Raw genomic sequence first — 21057 nt, 5'->3', positions numbered from 1 at the left:
GGGACGCGGCCGGTGCCGGTGTCACCGGCGGGGGCGTGATGGTGGTGGGTGCGTCCGGGGCGTAGGTCGCCGGCCGTTCCGGGGCGCGGCCCTGCGGCGCGGCCGCGGAGGCGGGCGCCCCGGTCTCCGCGGCGGGCTCGGGGGCGAGCGGCGCGAAGAGGGACTCGAACCCCGGGGGGATGCCGGGGGCGGCCTTCGGGGCAGGTTCCGGCCGCCGGGAGGGCGGGAAGACGGCGTCCGCGGTGTCCGCGGGGTTCACCGGCGCGGCGGTGCCGTGGGCGGGCGTGCCCGGGGCCGGGGTGCCGTGCGCGGGCGTGCCGGTCGCCGGGGTGCCGTGCGCAGGCGTGCCGGGCGCCGGGGTGCCGGTCTTCGGGCCGTCGTCCGCGGCCGGGACCGGCGCGAAGACGAAGGTGTTGTCGAGCGGCTCGGGCTCGGCGTCGGCGGGACTCCGGGGGGCGGGGACCTCCTGACCGCGCGGGGCGGACAGCAGGAAGCCGTCCGGTGCGGCGTCGGGCTCGGGGCCGCGCTCGCCGCCGGGCGCGCCCGGGGACGCCGTCGGGCCGGCGGCCGCGTGGGCCTGGCGTGCCGGGCGCTCCGCCGCTGCGGGAGCCGCCGCCCGGGGCGCGGCGGCCTGCGCGCCGGCCGTCTGCGCGCCGGCCGTCTGGGGGCCGGTCGCGGTCGCCGGAGCCGGTGCGGCCTGGCCCGCCGGTGCGCGCCAGAACGACGTGAGGTGCCGTACGAGCAGGTCGGTGACGGCCGCGGGCTGCTCGACGGGCGCCAGATGGGAGGCGCCGGGCACCAGCGCGAGGTGGGCGTCCGGGATGCCGGCCACCAGGGTGCGCGCCTCGGCGGGCCCGGTCACCCGGTCCTCCGAGCCGACCAGGACCAGGGTGGGCACCGAGATCCGGCCCAGCTCGGCCCGGACGTCGAACGCGGCGAGCGCCTCGCAGGCCCCGACGTAGCAGCCGGCGTCGGTGGTGCGCACCATCTGCACCGCCCACTCGACGATCGCGCTCTGGTGGGCGGTGAAGGCGGGGGTGAACCACCGCTCCGGCGCCCCCTGCGCCATCGGCTCCAGGCCCTCGCCGCGGACCACGGCGGCCCGGCGCCGGAAGTCCTCCGCCGAGCCGAACCGCGGCGAGGAGGCGACGACGGCGAGCGACGCGAGCCGGTCCGGCGCGCGCAGCGCCAGGTCGAGGCCGATCGCCCCGCCCAGCGAGCAGCCGACGTAGCCGAAGGAGTCGATCTCCAGCTCGTCCAGCGTGGCGAGCAGCCGGTCCGCCAGCTCCGAGACGCTCCCGGCCGGCTGCGCGGGCGCGCCGCCGTGACCGGGCAGGTCGAACCGCAGCACCCGGCGGCCGCGCGTCAGCTCCGGTATCTGCCGGTCCCACATGTGCCAGGTCGTCCCCAACGACGGGCCCAGGACCAGGACGGGGGCGTCCTCCGGGCCGTCGAAGCGGTATTGCAGGGTGTTCTTCGGTGTCTCGCTCACGTATCGCACGCTCTCATACCGGCCCGCCCGCCCGGTGCCGGGGTCGTCCGTCGGCGCGCGCGGCGGTCCGGCCGACGGCCCGCGCCCGCCATGGCGGCGGCCCACGTGAACGGCCCGCCGACCATGGCGGCCCCGCACATGTCCGGCCCCCGCTCCGGCCGCCTAGCCTCCAGGCCCGACCCTCCCCACCTCACCCCGGAGGCCCCCGTGCAGCAGCCCCCCGGCACCCGCCGGCTCCCGAGACGACGTTCCGCGGTCGGGGTGCTCGCCCTGGCCGCCGCCGCGGCCCTGCTCCCGGCACCGGCCGGGGCCGCGCCCGGCGCCCCCGATCCGCACTGCGCCCGGCAGGCCCACCTCCGCGTGCCCGGCGCCGACCGTCAACAGGTCGCCTGCCTGGCCGAGTTGACGACCGCGGGCACGGTGGCCTCCGGCCACACCGATCCGGCGGACTGGGCCGGTCTGACCCCCCGGGACCTGTCGGTGCCGAGCGGGGTGCCCGGCCTCCAGATCGACGGCCACTTCCCCGACGGCTCCACCACCAACACCAACCACGGCTGGAACCACGACTCCCAGTTCGTCGTCCGGCTGCCCGACGACTGGAACGGCGGCCTGGTCGTGGCCGGCACCCCCGGCAACCGGGAGCAGTACGCCAACGACCGCGCCATCGCCGACCACGTCCTCGCCCGCGGCTACGCCTACGCCGCGACCGACAAGGGCAACACCGGTCCCGCCTTCCACCGCGACGGGCGCCGGCCGGGCGACGCCGTCGCGGAGTGGAACACCCGCCTGACCCAGCTCACCCGCGCCGCCCGCGCGGTGGTCGCCCAGCGCTACCACCGGCCGCCGGCCAGGACGCTGGTGACCGGCATGTCCAACGGCGGCTACCTGGTGCGCTGGCAGCTGGAGAACCACCCGGAGCTCTACGACGGCGGGGTCGACTGGGAGGGCACCCTCTGGCGCGCCGACGGCCCCAACCTGTTCACCTCCCTGCCGACCGCCCTGCGGCACTACCCGGCCGTCGCCGCCGGCGGCCCCGGCGCGGAGGAGGCCCGCGCCGCACTGCACCGGGCGGGGTTCCCGGCCGGGTCGGAGTTCCTGTGGCCGTTCCACCACCAGGTGTACTGGGACCTGACCCAGCGCGTCTACCGCGAGGAGTTCGACCCGGCGTTCGACGGGGCGACGGAGGCCGGCACCCCGTACTGCGCCTCCGGCACACCGAGCTGCGACGCCGACTACGACTACACCTCCCGACCCGCCGACGTCCACCGGGCGGTGTCCCGGGTGGCGCTCACCGGGCGCATCGGCAAGCCGCTGATCACCGTCCACGGCACCCTGGACGTGCTGCTGCCCATCGCCGAGGACTCCGACGTCTACGCGCGCATGGTCGAGAAGGCGGGGCGCGGCGGGCTGCACCGGTACTACCGGATCGAGGACGGCACGCACACCGACGCCCTCGTCGACGCCTTCCCCGACCGGCTCAGGCCGCTGCTGCCGTGCCACCGCTCGGCCCTCACCGCCCTGGAGGGCTGGCTCTCCGGCCACCGCCCGCCCGCGAGCCGCACCGTGGAGCGGCCCGCGGGTGCGACCCCGCAGTCCCTGCTCACCTCCTGCCGCCTGGAGCGGTGACTCCCTACGGCGCCGGCTGGGGCTCGCGCGCGGCGGCGGGAGCGGCCGGGCGGGAGAGGAGGACGCGGACCAGGAGCGTGCCCCAGGCGGCGGCTACGAAGAAGGAGAGGGTGCCGTAGAGCGCGGCGGGGACGGCGGCGAGCGTGCTGCCGAGCGCGTTCTCGGCGACGTAGATGGCGAGGGTGGCGTTGTGGATGCCGATCTCGAAGCTGGAGGCGACGGCCTGCCTCTCGCGGACGCCGAGAGCGCGGGGCAGGTAGTAGCCGAGGAGGACGGACAGCACGCAGAACACGGCGGCGGTGAGGCCGACCCGCGCCCCGTGGTCGGCGATGCTCTCGCGCTGCGAGGCCAGGACGCCGACGACCATCACCCCGAGCAGCAGCGCCGAGGCGATGCGCACCGGGCGGTCCATCCGCGCCGCGAATCCGGCGTTCGCCGCCCTGACCGCCATGCCGAGCACGACGGGCACGAGCACGACGGCGAAGACCTCGACGACCTTCGCGTAGGTCAGCGAGACGTCGTCCCCGGCGTCGAACCAGCCGACGGCCAGGTTCGCGATCAGCGGCATCGTGACGAGCGCCACGACGGAGTTGACGGCGGTCAGGGTGATGTTGAGGGCGACGTCGCCGCGGAAGAGGTGGCTGAAGAGGTTGGCCGTGGAGCCGCCGGGCGAGGCGGCGAGCAGCATCATGCCGATCGCGAGGAGCGGCGGCAGGCCGACGGCCACGACCAGGCCGAAGCAGAGCAGCGGCAGCAGCAGGGTCTGGCAGGCGAGCGCGATCAGGACGGCCCCCGGATGCCGGCGCACGGCGCGGAAGTCGTCGGTCGTGAGCGACAGGCCGAGGCCGAACATGATGACGCCGAGGGCGACGGGCAGGCCGACGGAGGTCAGGACGGAGTTCATGGCTCACTTCCCCGGGGTGAGGGGGCGGGGTCTTCGCCGCCCTGGCCGCATTGAACAGCGCTGCGGTTACGCGGCGGGCAGCGGACGGGCGGGGGCAGGGGGCCCGGGGCTCCGGGGGCAGGACGCGGTCTCATCCGTTCGGTCGCCGTCCGCTCGCGCGGGGTGCCGGGGCGCGCGTCGGATGGGAGCACCCCGTCCCGGGCCGGTCCGGGTGAGGCCGGCGGGGCGGTGGGTACCCGGATGGTCGTCGGACAGCGGACCCGGTCGCAGGGACCGGGCCGGTCGGAGAGGAGCCCGTCATGCCCCGAGGTTCGAGCCCGAAGCGCGAGCGGCAGTACGAGCACATCAAGGAGAGCGCCGAGAAGCGCGGCACGTCGGAGAAGCGGGCCGAGGAGATCGCCGCGCGGACGGTCAACAAGGAGCGCGCCCGGTCGGGCGAGTCCAAGGAGGCGAGCCGGACGTCGCTGAAGGACCCGAAGTCCGCCTCCCAGCGCGGCGGCGAGCGCAGCCACAGCGGCGCGCAGGGTCCCACCCGGGACCAGCTCTACGCCGAGGCGAAGAAGCGCGGGATCGAGGGCCGCTCGTCGATGAACAAGCAGCAGCTGGCGAAGGCCCTGGGCCGCTGAACCGTCCTGCCGGGCCCGCCCGGGCGGCTCAGGGGTTGGTGGTGGAGACCACGTAGACCATGGGGCGGGCCGGGTTCGCCTCGTTGACCGTGATCGTCAGGGTCGGCTGGGGGTCGGGCTGGTTGAAGGTGGCGCCGTCCCAGGGGCCGCCGCCGGAGAAGTCCCAGCCGACGACCTTGGCGTCGGCCGGGCTGATGGTGACCTTGCCGGCCTTGAGCGTGCCGACACCGGTCCCGGCGTCCGTCATGAACTCGTCGAGGCCCTCGGGCGTCGTCGAGAACTGCACGTACAGGCGGCTCGTGCGGTAGTTGCTCGTCTGGTAGAAGGCGACGTCCATGGACCGGCCGCCGATCGGGATCGGCAGGTCGAAGACCCGGCGCTGCATCTTCGACGGCCAGCCCTCGGTGAGGCCGCTGACGGCGACCTTGCTCTCCTTGTCGCGGCCGCTGTCGCGGCTCTGCTCGGCGGAGATCAGCAGGTAGCCCGCGGGCACGCCGACGAGCAGCAGGATGACGAGCAGGGTGATCGCCCGGCGGCGGACCGTGCGGCGGCGCTCGCGGCGGGTGTCGCGCTCGTCGTCCGGCGTGGCGGGCTCGGTGCTCAGGGTGGTGGTCACGACTGGGGGTCCTTGGCAGGGCCGGGGGCGGGGTCGGTGGACGCGGCGGGGCGTACGGCGTCGGACTCGGGGCGGTCGGCGGGCCCGGTGCCGGGCTCGGCGAGCGCGCCCGGCCGTTCGGCGAGGCCGAGGCCCGTCGAGGTCTGCAGCTCCTGGAAGTAGCGCGCGTACCGCTCGTAGCGCTCGACGCGGCGGCGGTTGGCGCGGCGGAAGCGGCGGGCGACCAGCCGGGCGAGGTCGGCGGCGCCGACCATCCCGGCCTCGGGGCCGAGCTGGGCGCGGGCGATCGACGCCTCGGGGCGGTAGCCGCGGCCGGTGAGGTGCCGCTTGAACGCGTCGCGGGCCGGGCCGATGAGGAGGTCGTCCGCCGCGCTGACCCCGCCGCCGACTACGAAGCACGACGGGTCGAGGGCGGCGGCGAGGTTCGCGAGGCCGACGCCCAGCCACTGGCCGATGTCCTGGAACAGCTCGACGCACATCGCGTCGCCCTCGCGGGCGAGCTGGGTGATCAGCGGTCCGGTGATCTCGTGGACGTTCCCGCCGACCCGCTCGATCAGGTTGTACGCGACCGGGGAGTCGGCGACGGCCAGCTCCTTCGCCTCCCGGACGAGCGCGTTGCCGGAGCTGTACTGCTCCCAGCAGCCGCGGTTGCCGCACGGGCAGCGGTGACCGCCGGGGACGACCTGCATGTGGCCGAACTCGCCGGCCACCCCGTACTTGCCGCGCTTGACCCGGCCGTCCTCCAGGATCGCGCCGCCGATGCCGGTGCCGAGGGTGATCATCACGAGGTGGTCCTCGCCGCGGCCGGCCCCGAAGCGCCACTCCGCCCAGGCGGCGGTGTTGGCGTCGTTGTCGACCATCACCGGGACGGCGAGCCGCGACTGCAGCGCGTCGCGCAGCGGCTCGTTGCGCCAGGCCAGGTGGGGGGCGAACAGGACCGTGGAGCGGTCGGCGTCGACCCAGCCGGCCGCGCCGATCCCCACCGCGTGCACGTCGTGCCGGTCGGAGAGGTCCAGGACCAGCTCGGCGATGGTGTCCTCGACGACCTTGGCGCTCTTGGACTTGTCCGGCGTCTCGGTCTTGATCTGCTCCAGGATCACGCCGTCGGCGTCGACGACGCCCGCCATGACCTTCGTCCCGCCGATGTCGATCCCGACGGTCGGCACCCGCGGCGCGGTGAGGTGCGAGCGCCGTTCCCGGGTGCCGACGGTCCGCAGGACGGTGGCCCGGGCGGAGCCGCGGTGCGTGAGGTCACGGTAGGTACTCATCGGTTTCGATTCTGCCTGACGTTCGGACGTGGCACCGGCCTCCGGCCGGGTGTGGCCTCAGGCGCCGGCCCGGCTGGATCCCCCGCCGACGCCCGGAGGGTCGTCGCGCCGCAGCTCGTGGCTGAGTTCCTCCAGCTCCGAGCCGCCCGCCATCTGGCGGGTGAGTTCGTCCAGCGACGTCTCCGCCTTGAGGTGGTTGCCGGACATCGCGCCGCGCTTCAGGAGGACGAAGCGGTCGCCGACCAGGTACGCGTGGTGGGGGTTGTGGGTGATGAGGACCACGCCGAGGCCGGCGTCGCGCGCGGCGGCGACGTACTTGAGGACGACGCCGGACTGCTTGACGCCGAGCGCGGCGGTGGGCTCGTCGAGGACGAGGATCCTGGCGCCGAAGTACACCGCGCGCGCGATCGCCACGCACTGGCGCTCGCCGCCGGAGAGCGTGCCGATGGGCTGGTCGACGTCGCGCAGGTCGATGCCCATGCGGAGCATCTCCGCGCGGGTGGTGCGGCGCATGAGGTCCACGTCCATGCGCTTGAACGGGCCCGCGCCCTTCACCGGCTCCGAGCCGAGGAAGAAGTTCCGCCAGACCGGCATCAGCGGGACGACGGCGAGGTCCTGGTAGACGGTGGCGATGCCCCGGGCGAGCGCCTCGCGCGGCGAGGCGAGCGTCGTCTCCTCGCCGTCGAGGCGCAGGGTGCCGCCGTCGTGGCCGTGCAGCCCCGAGATGATCTTGATGAGGGTGGACTTGCCGGCCCCGTTGTCGCCGAGGACGCAGGTGATCTCCCCGGCGTGCACCTGGAGCGAGACGTCGGAGAGCGCCCGGATGTTGCCGTAGAGCTTGCCGACGCCGTCCAGCTCGACCAGCGGCGGCTTCTCGGATGTCGTCGTCACTTCGTCGCCTCCGCGCGCTTCCGGACCCAGGCGTTGAGGAGCACCGCGAGGAGCAGCATCGCGCCGAGGAAGAACTTGAACCAGTCGGGGTTCCACTGGGCGTAGACGATGCCCTTGCTCGTCATGCCGAAGATGAACGCGCCGACGGCTGAGCCGATCGCGGAGCCGTAGCCGCCGGTGATCAGGCAGCCGCCGATGACGGCCGCGATGATGTAGATCAGCTCGTTGCCGACGCCCTCGCCGGACTGGACCACGTCGAACGAGAACAGCAGGTGCTGGCCCGCGATCCACGCGCCGAAGGAGACGCCCAGGTAGAGGCCGATCTTCGTGCGGGTGACGGGGACGCCGATCGCGCGCGCCGCGGCCGCGTTGCCGCCGACGGCGAAGATCCAGTTGCCGGCCCGGGTGCGGAGCAGGATCCAGGTGGCGACGGCGACCAGGCCGATCCACCACAGGATCGTCACCTTGATGTTGACGTCCCCGATCCGGAACGTGGAGGCGAACAGCGCCTTCGCGGAGGGGAAGCCCTCCATGTCGGAGATCGACTTGGTGGAGACGGTGCCGCTGATCAGCTTGGTGAAGCCGAGGTTGAGACCCGTCAGCATCAGGAACGTGCCGAGCGTGATGATGAAGCTCGGCAGCTTCGTGCGGGTCAGCATGAGCCCGTTGAACGCGCCGATCGCGAGCGTGACCAGCAGCGACACCCCGACGCCGACCCAGACGTTCGCGGTCATCTGGTAGCTGAACATCGACGACACCAGCGCCGAGGACGTCACCATGACGCCCGCGGACAGGTCGAACTCGCCGCCGATCATCAGCAGCGCGACGGGGACCGCCATGATGCCGATCGTGGAGGCCGCGTACAGCACGGTGGAGAGGCTGGAGGCCTGCAGGAAGCTGTCGGCGGCGACGGCGAAGAACAGGAAGACGGCCACCGCGCCGACCACCGAGCCGAGCTCCGGGCGGCCGAGCAGCCGGCGCGGCAGCGAGGTCCGCACCAGCCGCTCGTCGGCGTCCGGGCCCGGCTCGGGGACGTGCGCGCCGCCGGCGGGCGGCGTTGCGGTCTGCGAGGTCACCGGGTCCCCCGCTTCGTGTACTCGGCGAGCGCGTCCGCTTCCTTCTTCGTGACGATCTGCGGCCCGGTGAGGACGGGCCGGCCGCCGCCGAGCACGTCGCCGTTGTAGCGGTAGAGCCACAGCAGGTCGACGGCCTGGTAGCCCTGGAGGTAGGGCTGCTGGTCGACGGCGAACCCGAGCGAGTCGTCCTTCAGACCCTGCGCGACCTGCGCGTTCAGGTCGAAGGTGTCGATCTCCGCCTTGCTGGAGGCGTCCTGCTTCGCCTTGACGGCGGTCGCGGCGAACGGCGCGCCGAGGGTCACGACGGCGTCGACGGCGGAGTCCGACTGGAGCTTGGCCTCGATGGCGGACTGCACGTCGGGCATGTTGGTGCCGTCGACGTACAGGTTCTGCAGGGTGCCGTCGAAGGTCTTCTTCGTCCCCTCGCAGCGCTGCTCGTGGCCGACGTTGCCCTGCTCGTGCAGGACGCAGATCGCCCTCTTCTTCCCGCGCTTGTTCAGCTCCTCGCCGACCGCCTCGCCGGCGATGGACTCGTCCTGGCCGATGTGGCTGAGCGCGCCGAACGACTTCGACTGCTCGGAGCCGGAGTTCACGGTGATCACCGGGATGCCCGCCTTGCGGGCGCGGGCCACCGCGTCCTTCATGGCGTCGGGCTTGGCGAGGGTGACGATCAGCCCGTCGACCTTCTGGTCGACGGCCGCGTCCACCAGCTGCGCCTGCTGCTGGCCCTCGTCGCTGTGCGAGTAGAGGAACTCGACGTTGTCCTTCGAGGCGGCCTCCTTCGCACCGTTCTGCACGATGTCCCAGAAGGTGTCGCCGTCGCCCGAGTGGGTGACCATCGCGATCTTCCAGCGGGGCGTGTCGACCGTCGACGCGCCCTTCTCGTTGGCCGCCGCGCTGGCCTGTGCGCGCGCCTCCTCGGCGCGTTTGCCGCCGGTGCTGCTGCATCCGGCGAGGGTCAGTCCCACCACCGCCGCGAGCAGCGCTCCGGTCGCTCCTGCGCCTCTCCGAACCGTTGCCACGAAGCGTGCCTTTCCGTGTGTCCTTGCTGGTAACGCGTCTTTTGTGCCGACCCAGTATGGGTGACGCACCGACGCGGGCGCCCGCTAGGGGCGGACGAGCAGGTGGAAATCGAACGCGTACCGTGCCGCGCGGTAGAGGTGGGTGCCGTGCTCGACGGCCCGGCCGGTGTCGTCGTACGTGGTGCGTTCCATGGTCAGCAGCGGGGCGCCGGGCGCCTCGGTGAGCAGGGCGGCCTCCCCGGCGGTGGCGGCGCGGGCGCCGATCCGCTGGTGGGCGCTGTGCAGGGTGATGCCGTGGCCGCGCATGGCGCGGTAGAGGCCGGTGGACTCCAGCTGCGCGGTGAGGACCGGCAGCAGGCCGAGCGGGAGGTGGTTGCGGAGCAGTGCGACCGGCTCGCCGTGGGTGAGCCGCAGCCGCTCGACCCGGTGCACGTCCTCGCCCTCGGGGACGCCGAGGGCGGCCGCGACCTCGGCGGGCGCGGGCTCGACGCGGTTGCCGATCACCTCGGTGCCCGGCCGGCCGCCGGCCGCCTCCAGGTCGTCGTAGAGGCTGCTGAGCGCCGGCGGGCGGCGCACCCTGCTGTGCACGACCTGGGTGCCGACGCCCCGGCGGCGGACCAGCAGGCCCTTGTCGACGAGGAGCTGGATGGCCTGGCGGACGGTCGGGCGGGACAGGCCGAGGCGGTGGGCGAGGGCGATCTCGTTGCCGAGCCGCTCCCCCGGCGGCAGCTCCCCCTGCTCGACCGCCCGCTCCAGCTGCTGCGCCAGCTGGTAGTACAGCGGGACCGGACTGGAGCGGTCCACGCCGAGCCGGAGGCCGTCGGGGCTCACCACGGGATCACCACGCGGCGAGCGTAGTTGCGGCCGGCGACGACCGGAACCCCGGCGCCGGGAGTTGTCCTGACAATTGACACTGCCCCGCGCGGGAGCCACCTTGTGACCATGCGCATCGGACTGATCGGAACGGGCCGCATCGGCGCGTTCCACGCGGCCGTCCTCAGCCGGCACCGGGAGGTGGGCGCGCTGCTGGTCGCGGACGCGGACCCCGCGCGGGCGACGGCGCTCGCGGACCGGCTCGACGTCACGGCGGCCCCGTCGCCCGACGAGATCTTCGCCTGGGGCGTGGACGCCGTGGTCATCACCGCGGCCACCGCCTCGCACGCCGAGCTGATCGGCCGCGCGGCGCGCGCCGGGCTGCCGGTCTTCTGCGAGAAGCCGATCGCCGTCGACCTGCCCGGCACGCTCGCCGCGGTCCGCGAGGTCGAGACGGCCGGCACCCTCCTCCAGCTCGGTTTCATGCGCCGCTTCGACGCCGGGTACACCCGGGCGCGCGAGCTGGTGCGCGAGGGCTCACTCGGACGGCTGCACACCGTCCGCGCGATGACCTCCGACCCCGCGCCGCCGCCCGCCGCGTACGTGCCCCTCTCCGGCGGCCTGTACCGCGACTGCCTGGTCCACGACTTCGACATGCTGCGCTGGGTCACCGGCCGCGAGGTCCGCGAGGTCTACGCCACCGGCTCGGACACGGGTCCGCCCGTCTTCCGCGAGAACGGCGACGTCGACACCGCCGCCGCCGTCCTCACCCTCGATGACGGCGTCCTCGCCACCGCCACCTCCACCCGCTGCAACGGGGCCGGCTACGACGTCCGCATGGAGCTCGCCGGCGAGCGCGACCAGGTCTCCGTCGGCCTCGACGACCGCACCCCCATCTCCTCCACCGAGCCCCAGGGCCCGCCCCCGGCCGTCAAGCCCTGGCCCGGCTTCCTCGAACGCTTCGCCCCCGCGTACGAGGCCGAGCTCCACGCCTTCGTCGACCTCGTCCGCGGCGAGCGCGACAACCCCTGCGACGGCCGGGAGGCCTTGCAGGCGCTGCGCATCGCGGAGGCCTGCGAGACCTCCCGCCGCGAGCGGCGGCGGGTGGAGCTGGCGGAGATCGCGGACATGGACTGAACGCCTACGCCGCGTGCCCGCCGTCCACCGCGTATTCCGCGCCCGTCACGAACGCCGCCTCCTCGCCAGCGAGGAACGCGACGACCGCCGCGACCTCGTCCGGCACGCCGAACCGGCCGACCGCCGTCATCCCGGCCTGCGCCTGCGCGAACGGGCCGTCGGCCGGGTTCATCGCGGTGTCGACGGGCCCGGGGTGCACGATGTTCGCGGTGACGCCCGCGGGGCCGAGCTCGCGCGCGAGGGCCTTCGTCATGCCGATGAGCGCGGACTTGCTCAGCGCGTAGAGGGTCCCGCCGGGGCCGGGCACACGCTGGGTCATGCAGGTGCCGATGCTCACGATGCGCCCGCCGCGGCCCAGGGCCTTCGCGGCGGCCTGCGTGGTGAGGAAGACGCCGCGCACGTTGACGGCGAGCACCCGCTCGACGTCCGCGGTGGTGAGCGCGTCGAGCGGCCCGAGGACGCCGACGCCGACGTTGTTGACGAGGACGTCGAGCCGTCCGAACGCGGCGACCGTCCGGTCCACGGCGGCGACGGCCTCCGAGGGGTCGGCCGAGTCCGCGCGCAGGGCCAGGGCCCGCCGCCCGGCCGCCTCGATCTTGTCGGCGACCTCCCGAGCGGCCTCCGCGTCGCTGACGTAGGTGAAGGCGACGTCCGCTCCCTCGCGCGCCAGCCGCAGCGCGACCGCCGCGCCGATGCCGCGGCTGCCGCCGGTGACGAGGGCGACCCTTGAGCTGTTCATCCGGTACCTCCCGGTGGATTCGTCGAGAGTTCGAGCAAAGCCGTTCGCCCGCGCCGGCACCGGCGGCATTCGGACCTGGAGTTCGACCGATGAGTTCCGGCCCGATGGCGGGTCATCCCCTGTGACACGCATCCGATCCGGCGAAGGGCCACGCCATGAAGCTCACGCTCACGCAGTTCCTCACCCTCGACGGCGTCCACCAGGCGCCCGGCGGTCCCGAGGAGGACACCGGCGGCGGGTTCACGCACGGCGGCTGGTCGGTGCCGTACGGCGACGGGGACTTCGCCGCGTTCATGGCCGAGGTGTTCACCCGGGCCGACGCGTTCCTCCTCGGCCGCCGCACGTACGACCTCTTCGCCGCGCACTGGCCGCGGGTCACCGACCCGGACAACCCCGTCGCGGCCAAACTCAACGCGCTGCCGAAGTATGTCGCCTCCACCACGCTCACCGACCCCGCCTGGTCCGGCACCCAGGTGCTCGGCGCCGATCCCGTCAAGGAGATCACCGCACTGAAGGAGGGCCCCGGCCGCGAGCTCCAGGTGCACGGCAGCGGGACGTTCGCGCAATGGCTGCTCGCGCACGACCTCGTCGACACCCTCCACCTGCTGACCTTCCCCGTCGTCCTCGGCACCGGCAAGCGGCTGTTCGCCGAGGGCGGGCTGCCGAGCGCGTTCCGGCACACCGGCACCCGGACCACCTCGACGGGCGTGGTGATCGGCTCGTACGACCTCGAGGGCCGCCCCACGTACGGCAGTTACGCCCTCGACGCGCAATAAGCCCTGGCCGCAGCCGTGCACGGCCGGTTACGGTGACCGCTGCTCCCGCGCGACGACGGTGTCGACGCACCGCCGCTCCTCCCGGGAGGGACCCGCGTGACCTCGGCCGCCGTCTCCGCCGCCCCGTCCACGACTCCGCGCGCCGCCTGGCTCGTCGACCTGCCGCTGCTGCTCGTCGCGGCGGTGTGGGGCGGGAGCTACCTCGCCGCGAAGGAGATCACCACCGCGCAGACGGTGATCGGGGTGCTCGTCCTGCGGTTCGCGGTGATCCTGCCGGTCCTCGTGGTGGCCGGGTGGCGCGGCCTGCGGGCCCTGCGCCGCGACCAGTGGCGCGGGGCGGCGGTGCTCGGGCTGGTCCTCGGCGGGATCTTCGTCCTGGAGACGTACGGCGTCGTCCACACCTCCGCGACCAACGCCGGGCTGATCATCAGCCTCACCATGATCCTCACCCCGCTCGCGGAGGCCGCCGTCACCCGGGTCCGGCCCCGGCCCGCCTTCCTCGCGGCGGCCGGACTGTCCGTGCTCGGCGTGGTGCTCCTCACCCAGGGCGGCGGGTTCACCGCCCCCTCGCCCGGCGACCTGCTGATCCTCCTCGCGGCGGTCGCGCGGACGGTCCACGTGCTCGCGATGTCCCGCACCCGCGCGATCCGGGGCGCGGACGACCTGTCGCTCACCACCGTCCAACTGGGCACGGCCGTCGCCGTGTTCGCCGTCCTGGCCGCCGCCGGCACCGGCGACCCCCCGTGGTCCGTCGCGGCCGCGTTCTCCGCGCGGGAGTGGGCCGGGCTGCTGTTCCTGTCGCTGTGCTGCACGCTGTTCGCGTTCTTCGTCCAGATGTGGGCGGTCCGCCGCACCTCGCCCTCCCGGGTCAGCCTGCTGCTCGGCACCGAGCCCCTGTGGGCGGCCGCGGCGGGGATCGCGATCGGCGGCGAACGGCTGGGCGTGGTCGGCCTGTTGGGCGGAGCGCTCGTCCTGGCCGGCACCACCTGGGGCCGCCGCGCCGCCTGAGGCCCCGCCGACTCCGGTCGCGCGTCGGCGCCGAGGAGGCGGCCGGCCGCCGCCGGTCCGCCTACATTGGGCGACCATGAAGGCTGACCAGGCACGGCGTCCCCGACGGCAGGAACGCGAGTACCCGTACCCGTGGCTGCTGCCGTCCGCGCTGAGCGAGGAGCCGGCGGCCGACGGACGACGCAGGCGGCGCACCGTACGGGACTGGGTCGTCGACTTCCTCTGTTTCGTCCTCGCGGTCCTCATCGGACTCGTCGGGCTCTCGGTCGCCGAGCAGCAGCACGGGCTGCCCGAAGCGCTGCTCTTCGTCGACCAGGTGGTCGGGGCGCTGGCCTGCGCGGCCCTGTGGCTGCGCAGGCGGTGGCCGGTCCCGCTCGCGGTCGTCCTGGCGCTGGTCAGCCCGCTGTCCCTCGGCGCGGGCGGGGCGGCCGTGATCGCGCTGTTCACCGTCGTCGTCCACCGGCCGCCGCGCTACACGCTCTGGATCGGCGGACTGTTCACCGTCACCGCCGTGCTCGTGGCCTGGCTGCGGCCGGACCCCACGATGCCGTTCGCGGTGAACGCGGTCATCAGCGTGCTGCTCAACGGGATGGTCATCGGCTGGGGCATGTTCGTCCGCTCGCAGCGCAGGCTGCTGCTCTCGCTGCGCGAGCGGGCCCGGCGGGCCGAGGCGGAGGCGGCGCTGCGGGCCGAGAACGCGCAGCGGCTGGCCCGGGAGGCCATCGCCCGCGAGATGCACGACGTGCTCGCGCACCGGCTGACCCTGCTGAGCGTCCACGCCGGAGCGCTGGAGTTCCGGCCGGACGCGCCGCGGGAGGAGGTCGCCCGGGCGGCCGGCGTCATCCGGGACAGCGCGCACGAGGCGCTGCAGGACCTGCGGGAGATCATCGGCGTCCTGCGGACCGACGACCGGGGCGGCGACGAGGCGTCGGGGCGGCCGCAGCCCACCCTCGACGCACTGCCCGGCCTGGTCGCGGAGAGTGTGGGGGCGGGGATGGGCATCCGCCTCGACCTGCGCGTCGCCGATCCGGCGTCCGCGCCCGCCGCGATCGGCCGGACCGCGTACCGGATCGCCCAGGAGGCGCTCACCAACGCGCGCAAGCACGCGCCCGGTGCGGACGTCTCGGTCCGCGTGGAGGGCGGGCCCGGGGACGGCCTCACCGTCCACGTCGGCCATCCCGCCCCGCCCGGGCCCGTCCCGCCCGTCCCCGGCTCCGGGCAGGGCCTCATCGGCCTCACCGAACGCGCGGCCCTCGCCGGCGGCCGCCTGGACCACGGGCCGACTCCCGGCGGCGGGTTCCACGTGGACGCCTGGCTGCCGTGGGCGGCATGAGGGGGCACAGCACGGCCGCATCGACGCGCGGCTCCGCTGCGTGGCCTTTTCCGGGGGCACGGGCGCGGAGTACGCCGTGGACGGCGGGCACGCCGGGGGGTCGCCGCTCAGCCCGCGGCGGGCCGTTCGAGGAGGCGGCCCGACGGCTCGGTGAGGGTGCCGTCGTCGTACACGCGGGTGCCGCGGAGCCAGGTGGAGGTGACGACGCCGGAGAGGGTGCGGCCGGCGTACGCGGTGACCTGGTTGCGGTGGTGGAGGGCGGCGGGGTCGACGGTGAAGGTGTCGTCGGGGGCGAGGACGGCGAAGTCGGCGTCGCGGCCGGGGGCGATCGCGCCCTTCGAGGACAGGCCGGCGAGCGCGGCGGGCGCGGCGGACATCCAGCGGACGACGTCGTCGAGGCCGTGGCCCCGGCGGCGCGCCTCGGTCCAGATCGCGGGCAGGCCGAGCTGGAGGGAGGAGATGCCGCCCCAGGCCTCGGCGAAGTCGGGGGTCTTGAGGTCGGCGGTGCAGGGCGAGTGGTCGGAGACGACGCAGTCGATCAGGCCGCTCGCGAGCCCCTCCCACAGCACGTCCTGGTTGGCGGACTCCCGGATCGGCGGGCAGCACTTGAACTCCGTCGCCCCGTCGGGGACCTCCTCCGCGGTGAGGGTGAGGAAGTGCGGGCAGGACTCGACGCTGATCCGGACGCCGTCGGCCCGCGCATCGGCGATCAGCGGGAGCGCGTCGGCGGAGGACAGGTGCAGGACGTGGACCCGGGCGTCGTACCGGCGGGCGGCCTCGATCAGCCGGGCGATCGCCGCGTTCTCCGCCTCTCGGGGGCGCGAGGCGAGGAAGTTCCCGTAGGCGGGGCCGCCCTGCTGGGGCGCGCTGTCCAGGTGGTGGGGGTCCTCGGCGTGGACGATGAGCAGCCCACCGAAGCCCGCGATCTCGGCGAGGACCGCGTCGAGGTCCTTCGCCTCCGCCAGGTGCGGGAACTCCTCGACGCCGGACGGCGAGAGGAAGGACTTGAAGCCGAAGACTCCGGCGTCGTGCAGGGCCCGCAGGTCGGCGGTGTTGCCGGGCAGCGCGCCGCCCCAGAAGCCGACGTCGATGTGCGCCTTGTCGGCGGCGACCCGCTGCTTGACGCGCAGGTTGTCGACGGTGGTCGTCGGCGGGAGGGAGTTGAGCGGCATGTCGACGAGAGTGGTGATGCCGCCGGCCGCGGCGGCCCGGGTGGCGGTCCAGAAGCCCTCCCACTGGGTGCGGCCGGGGTCGTTGACGTGCACGTGGGTGTCGACGAGGCCGGGCAGCAGCGCCTGGTCGCCGAAGTCCTCGACGCGGGCCCCGGCCGGGACCTCGGCGTCGTACGGCAGCACGGCCGTGATCGTCCCGTCCGCGACGGTCACCGCGGCCGGCCGGGTGCCCTCCGGGGTGACGACCCGCCTCGACCGCAGTACCAGCTCGACCTCCGGCACGTCTGCTCCTCTCGCCCGCGTCGACTTTCAACGGTTTGTTGAATCCTGCGTCGGAGTCTCGCCGCCGCCCCGGCGACCGTCAAGGGCTCTCCGCCGGCCCGAGTGTCACACTTGGATGTTTCCACGATTCGACAACCGGATTCCGTCTCGCAGAATGGACGACTCTCCACCCGGAGCCGCCGAACGGCCTCCGCGATCACCGACCGATCGGACATACCCGCCCTGACCGGCCCGAACGCCGGGCGCGATCACGGGTGCGGCCGGATGCCGCCCGGTAGGCTGCACCCCAGCCTCACCCGTACGCCCGGGACCGGACTCCACCGAAGGGAACGCGCCGTGTCGTCGTCGCCCACCACCGACGCCCCCAAGCCCGCCGGAGCCAGCGGCGGCGTCCAGTCGCTCGAGCGCGCCTTCGACCTCCTGGAGCGCATGGCGGACGCGGGCGGCGAGGTCGGGCTGAGCGAGCTGTCCGCGAGCAGCGGGCTGCCGCTGCCGACCATCCACCGGCTGATGCGGACGCTGGTGGTCTGCGGCTACGTCCGCCAGCAGCCGAACCGGCGGTACGCGCTCGGCCCGCGCCTGATCCGGCTCGGCGAGTCCTCCGCGCGACTGCTCGGGACCTGGGCACGGCCGTACCTGGCGCGGCTGGTCGAGGAGACCGGCGAGACGGCGAACATGGCGCTGCTCGACGGCGACGAGATCGTCTACGTCGCCCAGGTGCCGTCCAAGCACTCGATGCGGATGTTCACCGAGGTCGGCCGGCGGGTCCTGCCGCACTCCACCGGCGTCGGCAAGGCGCTGCTCGCGCACACCCCGCCGGAGGAGGTCCGCGCGCTGCTCGCCCGGACCGGGATGCCGGCGGCCACCGAGAAGACGATCACCACCCCCGACGCGTTCCTCGACGCGCTCGACCTCGTGCGCCGCACCGGCTACGCGGTCGACGACAACGAGCAGGAGATCGGCGTCCGCTGCCTGGCCGTCCCGGTGCCGGACTCCCCCACCGCGGCCGCCGTCTCCATCTCCGGCCCCGCGGGCCGGGTGACGGAGGAGGCGACGGAGCGCATCGTGCCGGTGCTCAAGGGGATCGCGGCGGAGCTCTCGCAGGCACTGGCCAGTTCGGGCCAGCAGGGCGGCTGATCCGGCGACGCGGGGGCGGACACCGCCCGCGGCGCAGGCGGGCGGCTCAGCGGTCGGGGCCGAAGAGTTCGATCGCGTTGCGCAGTTCGGCCAGGGAGCGGGCGAGGGCGCTGACGGAGCCGATCGCCCCGGCGACGAGGAGCAGCGAGCTGCGCATCCGGCGCACCTCGGGGGTCCCGCCCGCCACCATCGCGGCGAGCCCGGCGAGTTCCTCCTCGGCGATGGACCGGTCGACGAACTCGGCGGGATGCTGGGCCAGTTCACGCCGCAGCCGGGCCACGGACGCGCTCAGCTCCGCCACCCTGGGGTCGTCGGCACCCTCCGCCACCCGCCTGATCTGCGCACCACGCAACAATGTCGTTCCCCTCGCACGTCGTTGTGCCGGCAAGGCCCCCCTGGGTGCGGTGGTCGCACGCACCGGGGATCCTTCGCCAGTATTTCGCCACCCTGCGCCACCGCGCTACTGCATAGCGCTAATTCGGCCAACGCGACGCGCGGAACGACCGGTGGACGATCGTCCGGTTCGGCGAAACGGCTCGTAAGCGCGCACGCGTTGGAAGAACCCGCCGCCGGCGCGGTATGCAAGGCGCATGACCGAATCGATGACCCCTCCCACCCCGCCCTCGGGTCCCGCCCGGCCGTCGGGCGAGGTCGCGGGCCTGCTGCTCGCCGCGGGCGGCGGCCGGCGGCTCGGCGGCCGGCCCAAGGCGCTGCTCACCCACCGCGGCCGCCCGCTGGTGGAGCACGCGGTGCGCATCCTGCGGCAGGGCGGCTGCGCGCCGGTGTACGTGGTCCTCGGCGCGGCGGCGGACGAGGTGCGGGCACGGGCGGAGCTCGCGGACTGCGTGCTCGTCGGCAACCCGGACTGGCAGGAGGGCATGGGCTCGTCGCTGCGGGCGGGCCTCGCCGCACTGCCCGGCTCGGGGGCGCGCGCCGCGCTGGTGGCGCTCGTCGACCAGCCGGGCGTCGGACCCGCGGCGGTCGCGCGGGTGCGCACCGCGGGGGCGGCGGCGGGCCCGGCGGCGCTGGCGGCGGCGGCGTACGACGGGGAGCGCGGGCACCCGGTGCTGTTCGGCGCGGACCACTGGGCGGGCATCGCGGCGAGTGCGACCGGCGACCGCGGGGCACGCGCGTACCTGAGGCGGCACGCGGAGGCGGTGGCGCTCGTGGAGTGCGCGGACGTGGCCGAGGAGTACGACATCGACACCCCTGCGGACCTGCGGCGGCTGGAGTGAGCCGGTCGCGGGGAATCCGTGGTGACCGGTGTGGCACTCAGCGCCACGTTCTGTCGAGCCGGAGAATCTCGACATCAACAAACCATTGAACTTCCACCATGAGGAAACTACTGTCCACTTTCAGAGCGATCGACGGCCGGGGAGCGACTTCGGGCCGACCCCGTCCGGAACCAGCCGACCGAGTACCGGGCACCCCGTGCCGCCCTTGAAGGAGTGACAGCTCATGTCCGCACCCGCGCCGCACGCGAACGCCGGCCGCGTCGTCGTCGACGCCGAGGCCCTGCCGCGGCAGGACGAGGTACTGACCGACGCCGCCCTGGCCTTCGTGGCTGAGCTGCACCGGCAGTTCACCCCGCGCCGCGACGAGCTGCTGGCCCGCCGGGACGAGCGCCGCACGGAGATCGCCCGCACCTCGTCGCTCGACTTCCTCCCCGACACCGCGCACATCCGCGCCGACGACTCCTGGCGGGTCGCGCCGGCCCCGGCCGCGCTGGACGACCGCCGGGTGGAGATCACCGGCCCCACCGACCGCAAGATGACGATCAACGCGCTGAACTCCGGCGCGAAGGTCTGGCTGGCCGACTTCGAGGACGCCTCCGCCCCCACCTGGGAGAACGTCGTCCTCGGCCAGCTCAACCTGATCGACGCCTACGAGCGCCGGATCGACTTCACCGACGAGCGCACCGGCAAGTCCTACGCGCTCAAGGACGCCGCCGAGCTGGCGACCGTCGTCATGCGCCCGCGCGGCTGGCACCTCGCCGAGCGGCACCTCACGGTGGACGGCGAGCCGGTCCCGGGCGCGCTGGTCGACTTCGGCCTGTACTTCTTCCACAACGCGCGGCGACTGCTCGACCTCGGCAAGGGCCCGTACTTCTACCTGCCGAAGACGGAGTCGCACCTGGAGGCGCGGCTCTGGAACGACGTGTTCGTCTTCGCGCAGGACCACGTGGGCATCCCCCGGGGCAGCGTGCGGGCGACCGTCCTCATCGAGACGATCACGGCCGCGTACGAGATGGAGGAGATCCTCTACGAGCTGCGCGACCACGCCTCCGGGCTGAACGCGGGCCGCTGGGACTACCTCTTCTCCATCGTGAAGAACTTCCGCGACGGCGGGCAGAAGTTCGTGCTGCCCGACCGCAACGCGGTGACCATGACCGCCCCGTTCATGCGCGCCTACACCGAGCTGCTGGTGCGGACCTGCCACCGGCGCGGGGCGCACGCGATCGGCGGCATGGCGGCGTTCATCCCGTCCCGCAAGGACGCCGAGGTGAACAAGGTGGCCTTCGAGAAGGTCAAGGCGGACAAGGACCGCGAGGCCGGCGACGGCTTCGACGGCTCCTGGGTGGCCCACCCGGACCTGGTGCCGATCGCCATGGCCTCCTTCGACGCCGTGCTCGGCGAGAAGCCGAACCAGAAGGAGCGGCTGCGCGAGGACGTGTCGGTGGCGGCCGATGACCTGATCGCCATCGACTCCCTGGACGCCAAGCCCACCTACGACGGCCTGGTCTCGGCCGTCCAGGTCGGCATCCGCTACATCGAGGCCTGGCTGCGCGGCCTGGGCGCAGTGGCCATCTTCAACCTCATGGAGGACGCGGCCACCGCCGAGATCTCCCGCTCGCAGATCTGGCAGTGGATCAACGCCGGCGTGGTCTTCGAGAACGGCGAGCGGGCCACCCCCGAGCTGGCCCGCCGGATCGCCGCCGAGGAGCTGGCCGCGATCCGCGCCGAGCTGGGCGAGGAGGCGTACGCGGCGGGCTCCTGGCAGCAGGCGCACGACCTGCTGCTCCAGGTCTCGCTCGACGAGGACTACGCCGCGTTCCTGACGCTGCCCGCCTACGAGCAGCTGCGCGGCTGACCGCACGCCGCAGCACGGCCGACGCGCCGCACCCGGAGCCGATCCGGGT

19 protein-coding genes and 1 pseudogene are annotated in these 21057 nt (G+C 74.2%); 9 read left to right on the top strand and 11 right to left on the bottom strand.

Going from position 1 to position 21057, the window contains the following annotated elements; all coding sequences use genetic code 11:
* Positions 1 to 490: 490 nt before the first annotated feature.
* A pseudogene (locus ACFWEG_RS04750) lies at positions 491 to 1492 on the bottom strand (alpha/beta fold hydrolase); the annotation flags it as partial.
* Between the two features lie 138 nt (positions 1493 to 1630).
* On the opposite strand from ACFWEG_RS04750, the gene ACFWEG_RS04745 reads away from it, so the two are divergent.
* Complete coding sequence (locus ACFWEG_RS04745) at positions 1631 to 3118, top strand: tannase/feruloyl esterase family alpha/beta hydrolase (protein ID WP_387209274.1); 1488 nt, start codon at positions 1631 to 1633, stop codon at positions 3116 to 3118.
* Positions 3119 to 3122: 4 nt separating this feature from the next.
* Here ACFWEG_RS04745 and ACFWEG_RS04740 read toward each other — a convergent pair whose 3' ends face one another.
* The gene (locus tag ACFWEG_RS04740) at positions 3123 to 4022 is read right to left on the bottom strand and encodes a bile acid:sodium symporter family protein (protein ID WP_387209181.1); all 900 of its coding nucleotides are present in this window, start codon (positions 4020 to 4022) and stop codon (positions 3123 to 3125) included.
* A gap of 299 nt (positions 4023 to 4321) precedes the next feature.
* Between ACFWEG_RS04740 and ACFWEG_RS04735 the strand changes: the two genes are divergently transcribed.
* Positions 4322 to 4648 (top strand): plasmid stabilization protein, encoded by a 327-nt coding sequence (locus tag ACFWEG_RS04735; RefSeq protein ID WP_387209179.1) that lies wholly within the window; start codon positions 4322 to 4324, stop codon positions 4646 to 4648.
* A 28-nt stretch (positions 4649 to 4676) separates the two neighbouring features.
* Here ACFWEG_RS04735 and ACFWEG_RS04730 read toward each other — a convergent pair whose 3' ends face one another.
* The 6 genes from ACFWEG_RS04730 to ACFWEG_RS04705 form a co-directional block, all read right to left on the bottom strand.
* Positions 4677 to 5264 carry a sugar kinase gene (locus ACFWEG_RS04730; RefSeq protein WP_387209177.1) on the bottom strand — a complete coding sequence of 196 codons (588 nt, stop codon included), beginning with the start codon at positions 5262 to 5264 and terminating at the stop codon, positions 4677 to 4679.
* Positions 5261 to 6532 (bottom strand): ROK family glucokinase, encoded by a 1272-nt coding sequence (locus ACFWEG_RS04725; RefSeq protein WP_387209175.1) that lies wholly within the window; start codon positions 6530 to 6532, stop codon positions 5261 to 5263. Before ACFWEG_RS04725 ends, ACFWEG_RS04730 begins: the two co-directional genes overlap by 4 nt.
* Positions 6533 to 6589: 57 nt before the next feature.
* On the bottom strand, positions 6590 to 7423 hold the full coding sequence (locus ACFWEG_RS04720) for an ATP-binding cassette domain-containing protein (protein ID WP_387209173.1): 834 nt from the start codon (positions 7421 to 7423) through the stop codon (positions 6590 to 6592).
* Positions 7420 to 8424: an ABC transporter permease gene (locus ACFWEG_RS04715; protein WP_387209270.1), complete on the bottom strand. Its 1005-nt coding sequence runs from the start codon at positions 8422 to 8424 to the stop codon at positions 7420 to 7422. The genes ACFWEG_RS04720 and ACFWEG_RS04715 overlap by 4 nt, the downstream gene beginning before the upstream one ends.
* Positions 8425 to 8495: 71 nt before the next feature.
* Positions 8496 to 9461 carry a sugar ABC transporter substrate-binding protein gene (locus tag ACFWEG_RS04710; protein WP_387209267.1) on the bottom strand — a complete coding sequence of 322 codons (966 nt, stop codon included), beginning with the start codon at positions 9459 to 9461 and terminating at the stop codon, positions 8496 to 8498.
* Positions 9462 to 9605: 144 nt separating this feature from the next.
* On the bottom strand, positions 9606 to 10325 hold the full coding sequence (locus ACFWEG_RS04705) for a GntR family transcriptional regulator (protein WP_387209265.1): 720 nt from the start codon (positions 10323 to 10325) through the stop codon (positions 9606 to 9608).
* Between the two features lie 138 nt (positions 10326 to 10463).
* Between ACFWEG_RS04705 and ACFWEG_RS04700 the strand changes: the two genes are divergently transcribed.
* Complete coding sequence (locus ACFWEG_RS04700) at positions 10464 to 11471, top strand: Gfo/Idh/MocA family oxidoreductase (protein ID WP_387209171.1); 1008 nt, start codon at positions 10464 to 10466, stop codon at positions 11469 to 11471.
* A 4-nt stretch (positions 11472 to 11475) separates the two neighbouring features.
* Here ACFWEG_RS04700 and ACFWEG_RS04695 read toward each other — a convergent pair whose 3' ends face one another.
* A complete protein-coding gene (locus ACFWEG_RS04695; protein WP_387209168.1) occupies positions 11476 to 12210 on the bottom strand; it encodes an SDR family oxidoreductase in 735 nt (244 codons plus the stop codon).
* A 155-nt stretch (positions 12211 to 12365) separates the two neighbouring features.
* Between ACFWEG_RS04695 and ACFWEG_RS04690 the strand changes: the two genes are divergently transcribed.
* The 3 genes from ACFWEG_RS04690 (at position 12366) to ACFWEG_RS04680 (ending at position 15327) form a co-directional block, all read left to right on the top strand.
* The gene (locus tag ACFWEG_RS04690) at positions 12366 to 12986 is read left to right on the top strand and encodes a dihydrofolate reductase family protein (protein WP_387209166.1); all 621 of its coding nucleotides are present in this window, start codon (positions 12366 to 12368) and stop codon (positions 12984 to 12986) included.
* Positions 12987 to 13082: 96 nt separating this feature from the next.
* Positions 13083 to 13994 carry a DMT family transporter gene (locus tag ACFWEG_RS04685; protein ID WP_387209164.1) on the top strand — a complete coding sequence of 304 codons (912 nt, stop codon included), beginning with the start codon at positions 13083 to 13085 and terminating at the stop codon, positions 13992 to 13994.
* Positions 13995 to 14070: 76 nt separating this feature from the next.
* A complete protein-coding gene (locus ACFWEG_RS04680; protein ID WP_387209161.1) occupies positions 14071 to 15327 on the top strand; it encodes a sensor histidine kinase in 1257 nt (418 codons plus the stop codon).
* A 107-nt stretch (positions 15328 to 15434) separates the two neighbouring features.
* Here ACFWEG_RS04680 and allB read toward each other — a convergent pair whose 3' ends face one another.
* Complete coding sequence (gene allB, locus ACFWEG_RS04675) at positions 15435 to 16781, bottom strand: allantoinase AllB (RefSeq protein ID WP_387209158.1); 1347 nt, start codon at positions 16779 to 16781, stop codon at positions 15435 to 15437.
* 336 nt (positions 16782 to 17117) lie between these two features.
* On the opposite strand from allB, the gene ACFWEG_RS04670 reads away from it, so the two are divergent.
* The gene (locus ACFWEG_RS04670) at positions 17118 to 17918 is read left to right on the top strand and encodes an IclR family transcriptional regulator (RefSeq protein WP_387209156.1); all 801 of its coding nucleotides are present in this window, start codon (positions 17118 to 17120) and stop codon (positions 17916 to 17918) included.
* 46 nt (positions 17919 to 17964) lie between these two features.
* Here the strand turns inward: ACFWEG_RS04670 and ACFWEG_RS04665 are convergent, their stop codons facing one another.
* Positions 17965 to 18219 carry a DUF5955 family protein gene (locus ACFWEG_RS04665; protein WP_387209154.1) on the bottom strand — a complete coding sequence of 85 codons (255 nt, stop codon included), beginning with the start codon at positions 18217 to 18219 and terminating at the stop codon, positions 17965 to 17967.
* A gap of 289 nt (positions 18220 to 18508) precedes the next feature.
* Between ACFWEG_RS04665 and ACFWEG_RS04660 the strand changes: the two genes are divergently transcribed.
* Together ACFWEG_RS04660 and aceB are read left to right on the top strand one after the other, a co-directional pair.
* Positions 18509 to 19153, top strand: coding sequence for an NTP transferase domain-containing protein (locus ACFWEG_RS04660; protein ID WP_387209152.1), 645 nt, complete (start codon positions 18509 to 18511; stop codon positions 19151 to 19153).
* Positions 19154 to 19376: 223 nt separating this feature from the next.
* On the top strand, positions 19377 to 21008 hold the full coding sequence (gene aceB / locus ACFWEG_RS04655) for a malate synthase A (RefSeq protein WP_387209150.1): 1632 nt from the start codon (positions 19377 to 19379) through the stop codon (positions 21006 to 21008).
* Positions 21009 to 21057 lie beyond the last annotated feature (49 nt).

The sequence above is a fragment of the Streptomyces sp. NPDC060194 genome, assembly GCF_042728285.1.
In the GTDB taxonomy this organism is placed as follows: Bacteria; Actinomycetota; Actinomycetes; order Streptomycetales; family Streptomycetaceae; genus Streptomyces.
This window is presented reverse-complemented; position numbering and strand designations above follow the sequence as displayed.

What these genes read in the sequence shown, in the direction of transcription:
- ACFWEG_RS04740 (WP_387209181.1), bottom strand. Translation starts at nt 4,022, where the DNA reads ATGAACTCCGTCCTGACCTCCGTCGGCCTGCCCGTCGCCCTCGGCGTC.
- ACFWEG_RS04695 (WP_387209168.1), bottom strand. Translation starts at nt 12,210, where the DNA reads ATGAACAGCTCAAGGGTCGCCCTCGTCACCGGCGGCAGCCGCGGCATC.
- ACFWEG_RS04745 (WP_387209274.1), top strand. Translation starts at nt 1,631, where the DNA reads ATGTCCGGCCCCCGCTCCGGCCGCCTAGCCTCCAGGCCCGACCCTCCC.
- ACFWEG_RS04725 (WP_387209175.1), bottom strand. Translation starts at nt 6,532, where the DNA reads ATGAGTACCTACCGTGACCTCACGCACCGCGGCTCCGCCCGGGCCACC.
- ACFWEG_RS04660 (WP_387209152.1), top strand. Translation starts at nt 18,509, where the DNA reads ATGACCGAATCGATGACCCCTCCCACCCCGCCCTCGGGTCCCGCCCGG.
- aceB (WP_387209150.1), top strand. Translation starts at nt 19,377, where the DNA reads ATGTCCGCACCCGCGCCGCACGCGAACGCCGGCCGCGTCGTCGTCGAC.
- ACFWEG_RS04690 (WP_387209166.1), top strand. Translation starts at nt 12,366, where the DNA reads ATGAAGCTCACGCTCACGCAGTTCCTCACCCTCGACGGCGTCCACCAG.
- ACFWEG_RS04680 (WP_387209161.1), top strand. Translation starts at nt 14,071, where the DNA reads ATGAAGGCTGACCAGGCACGGCGTCCCCGACGGCAGGAACGCGAGTAC.
- ACFWEG_RS04700 (WP_387209171.1), top strand. Translation starts at nt 10,464, where the DNA reads ATGCGCATCGGACTGATCGGAACGGGCCGCATCGGCGCGTTCCACGCG.
- ACFWEG_RS04735 (WP_387209179.1), top strand. Translation starts at nt 4,322, where the DNA reads ATGCCCCGAGGTTCGAGCCCGAAGCGCGAGCGGCAGTACGAGCACATC.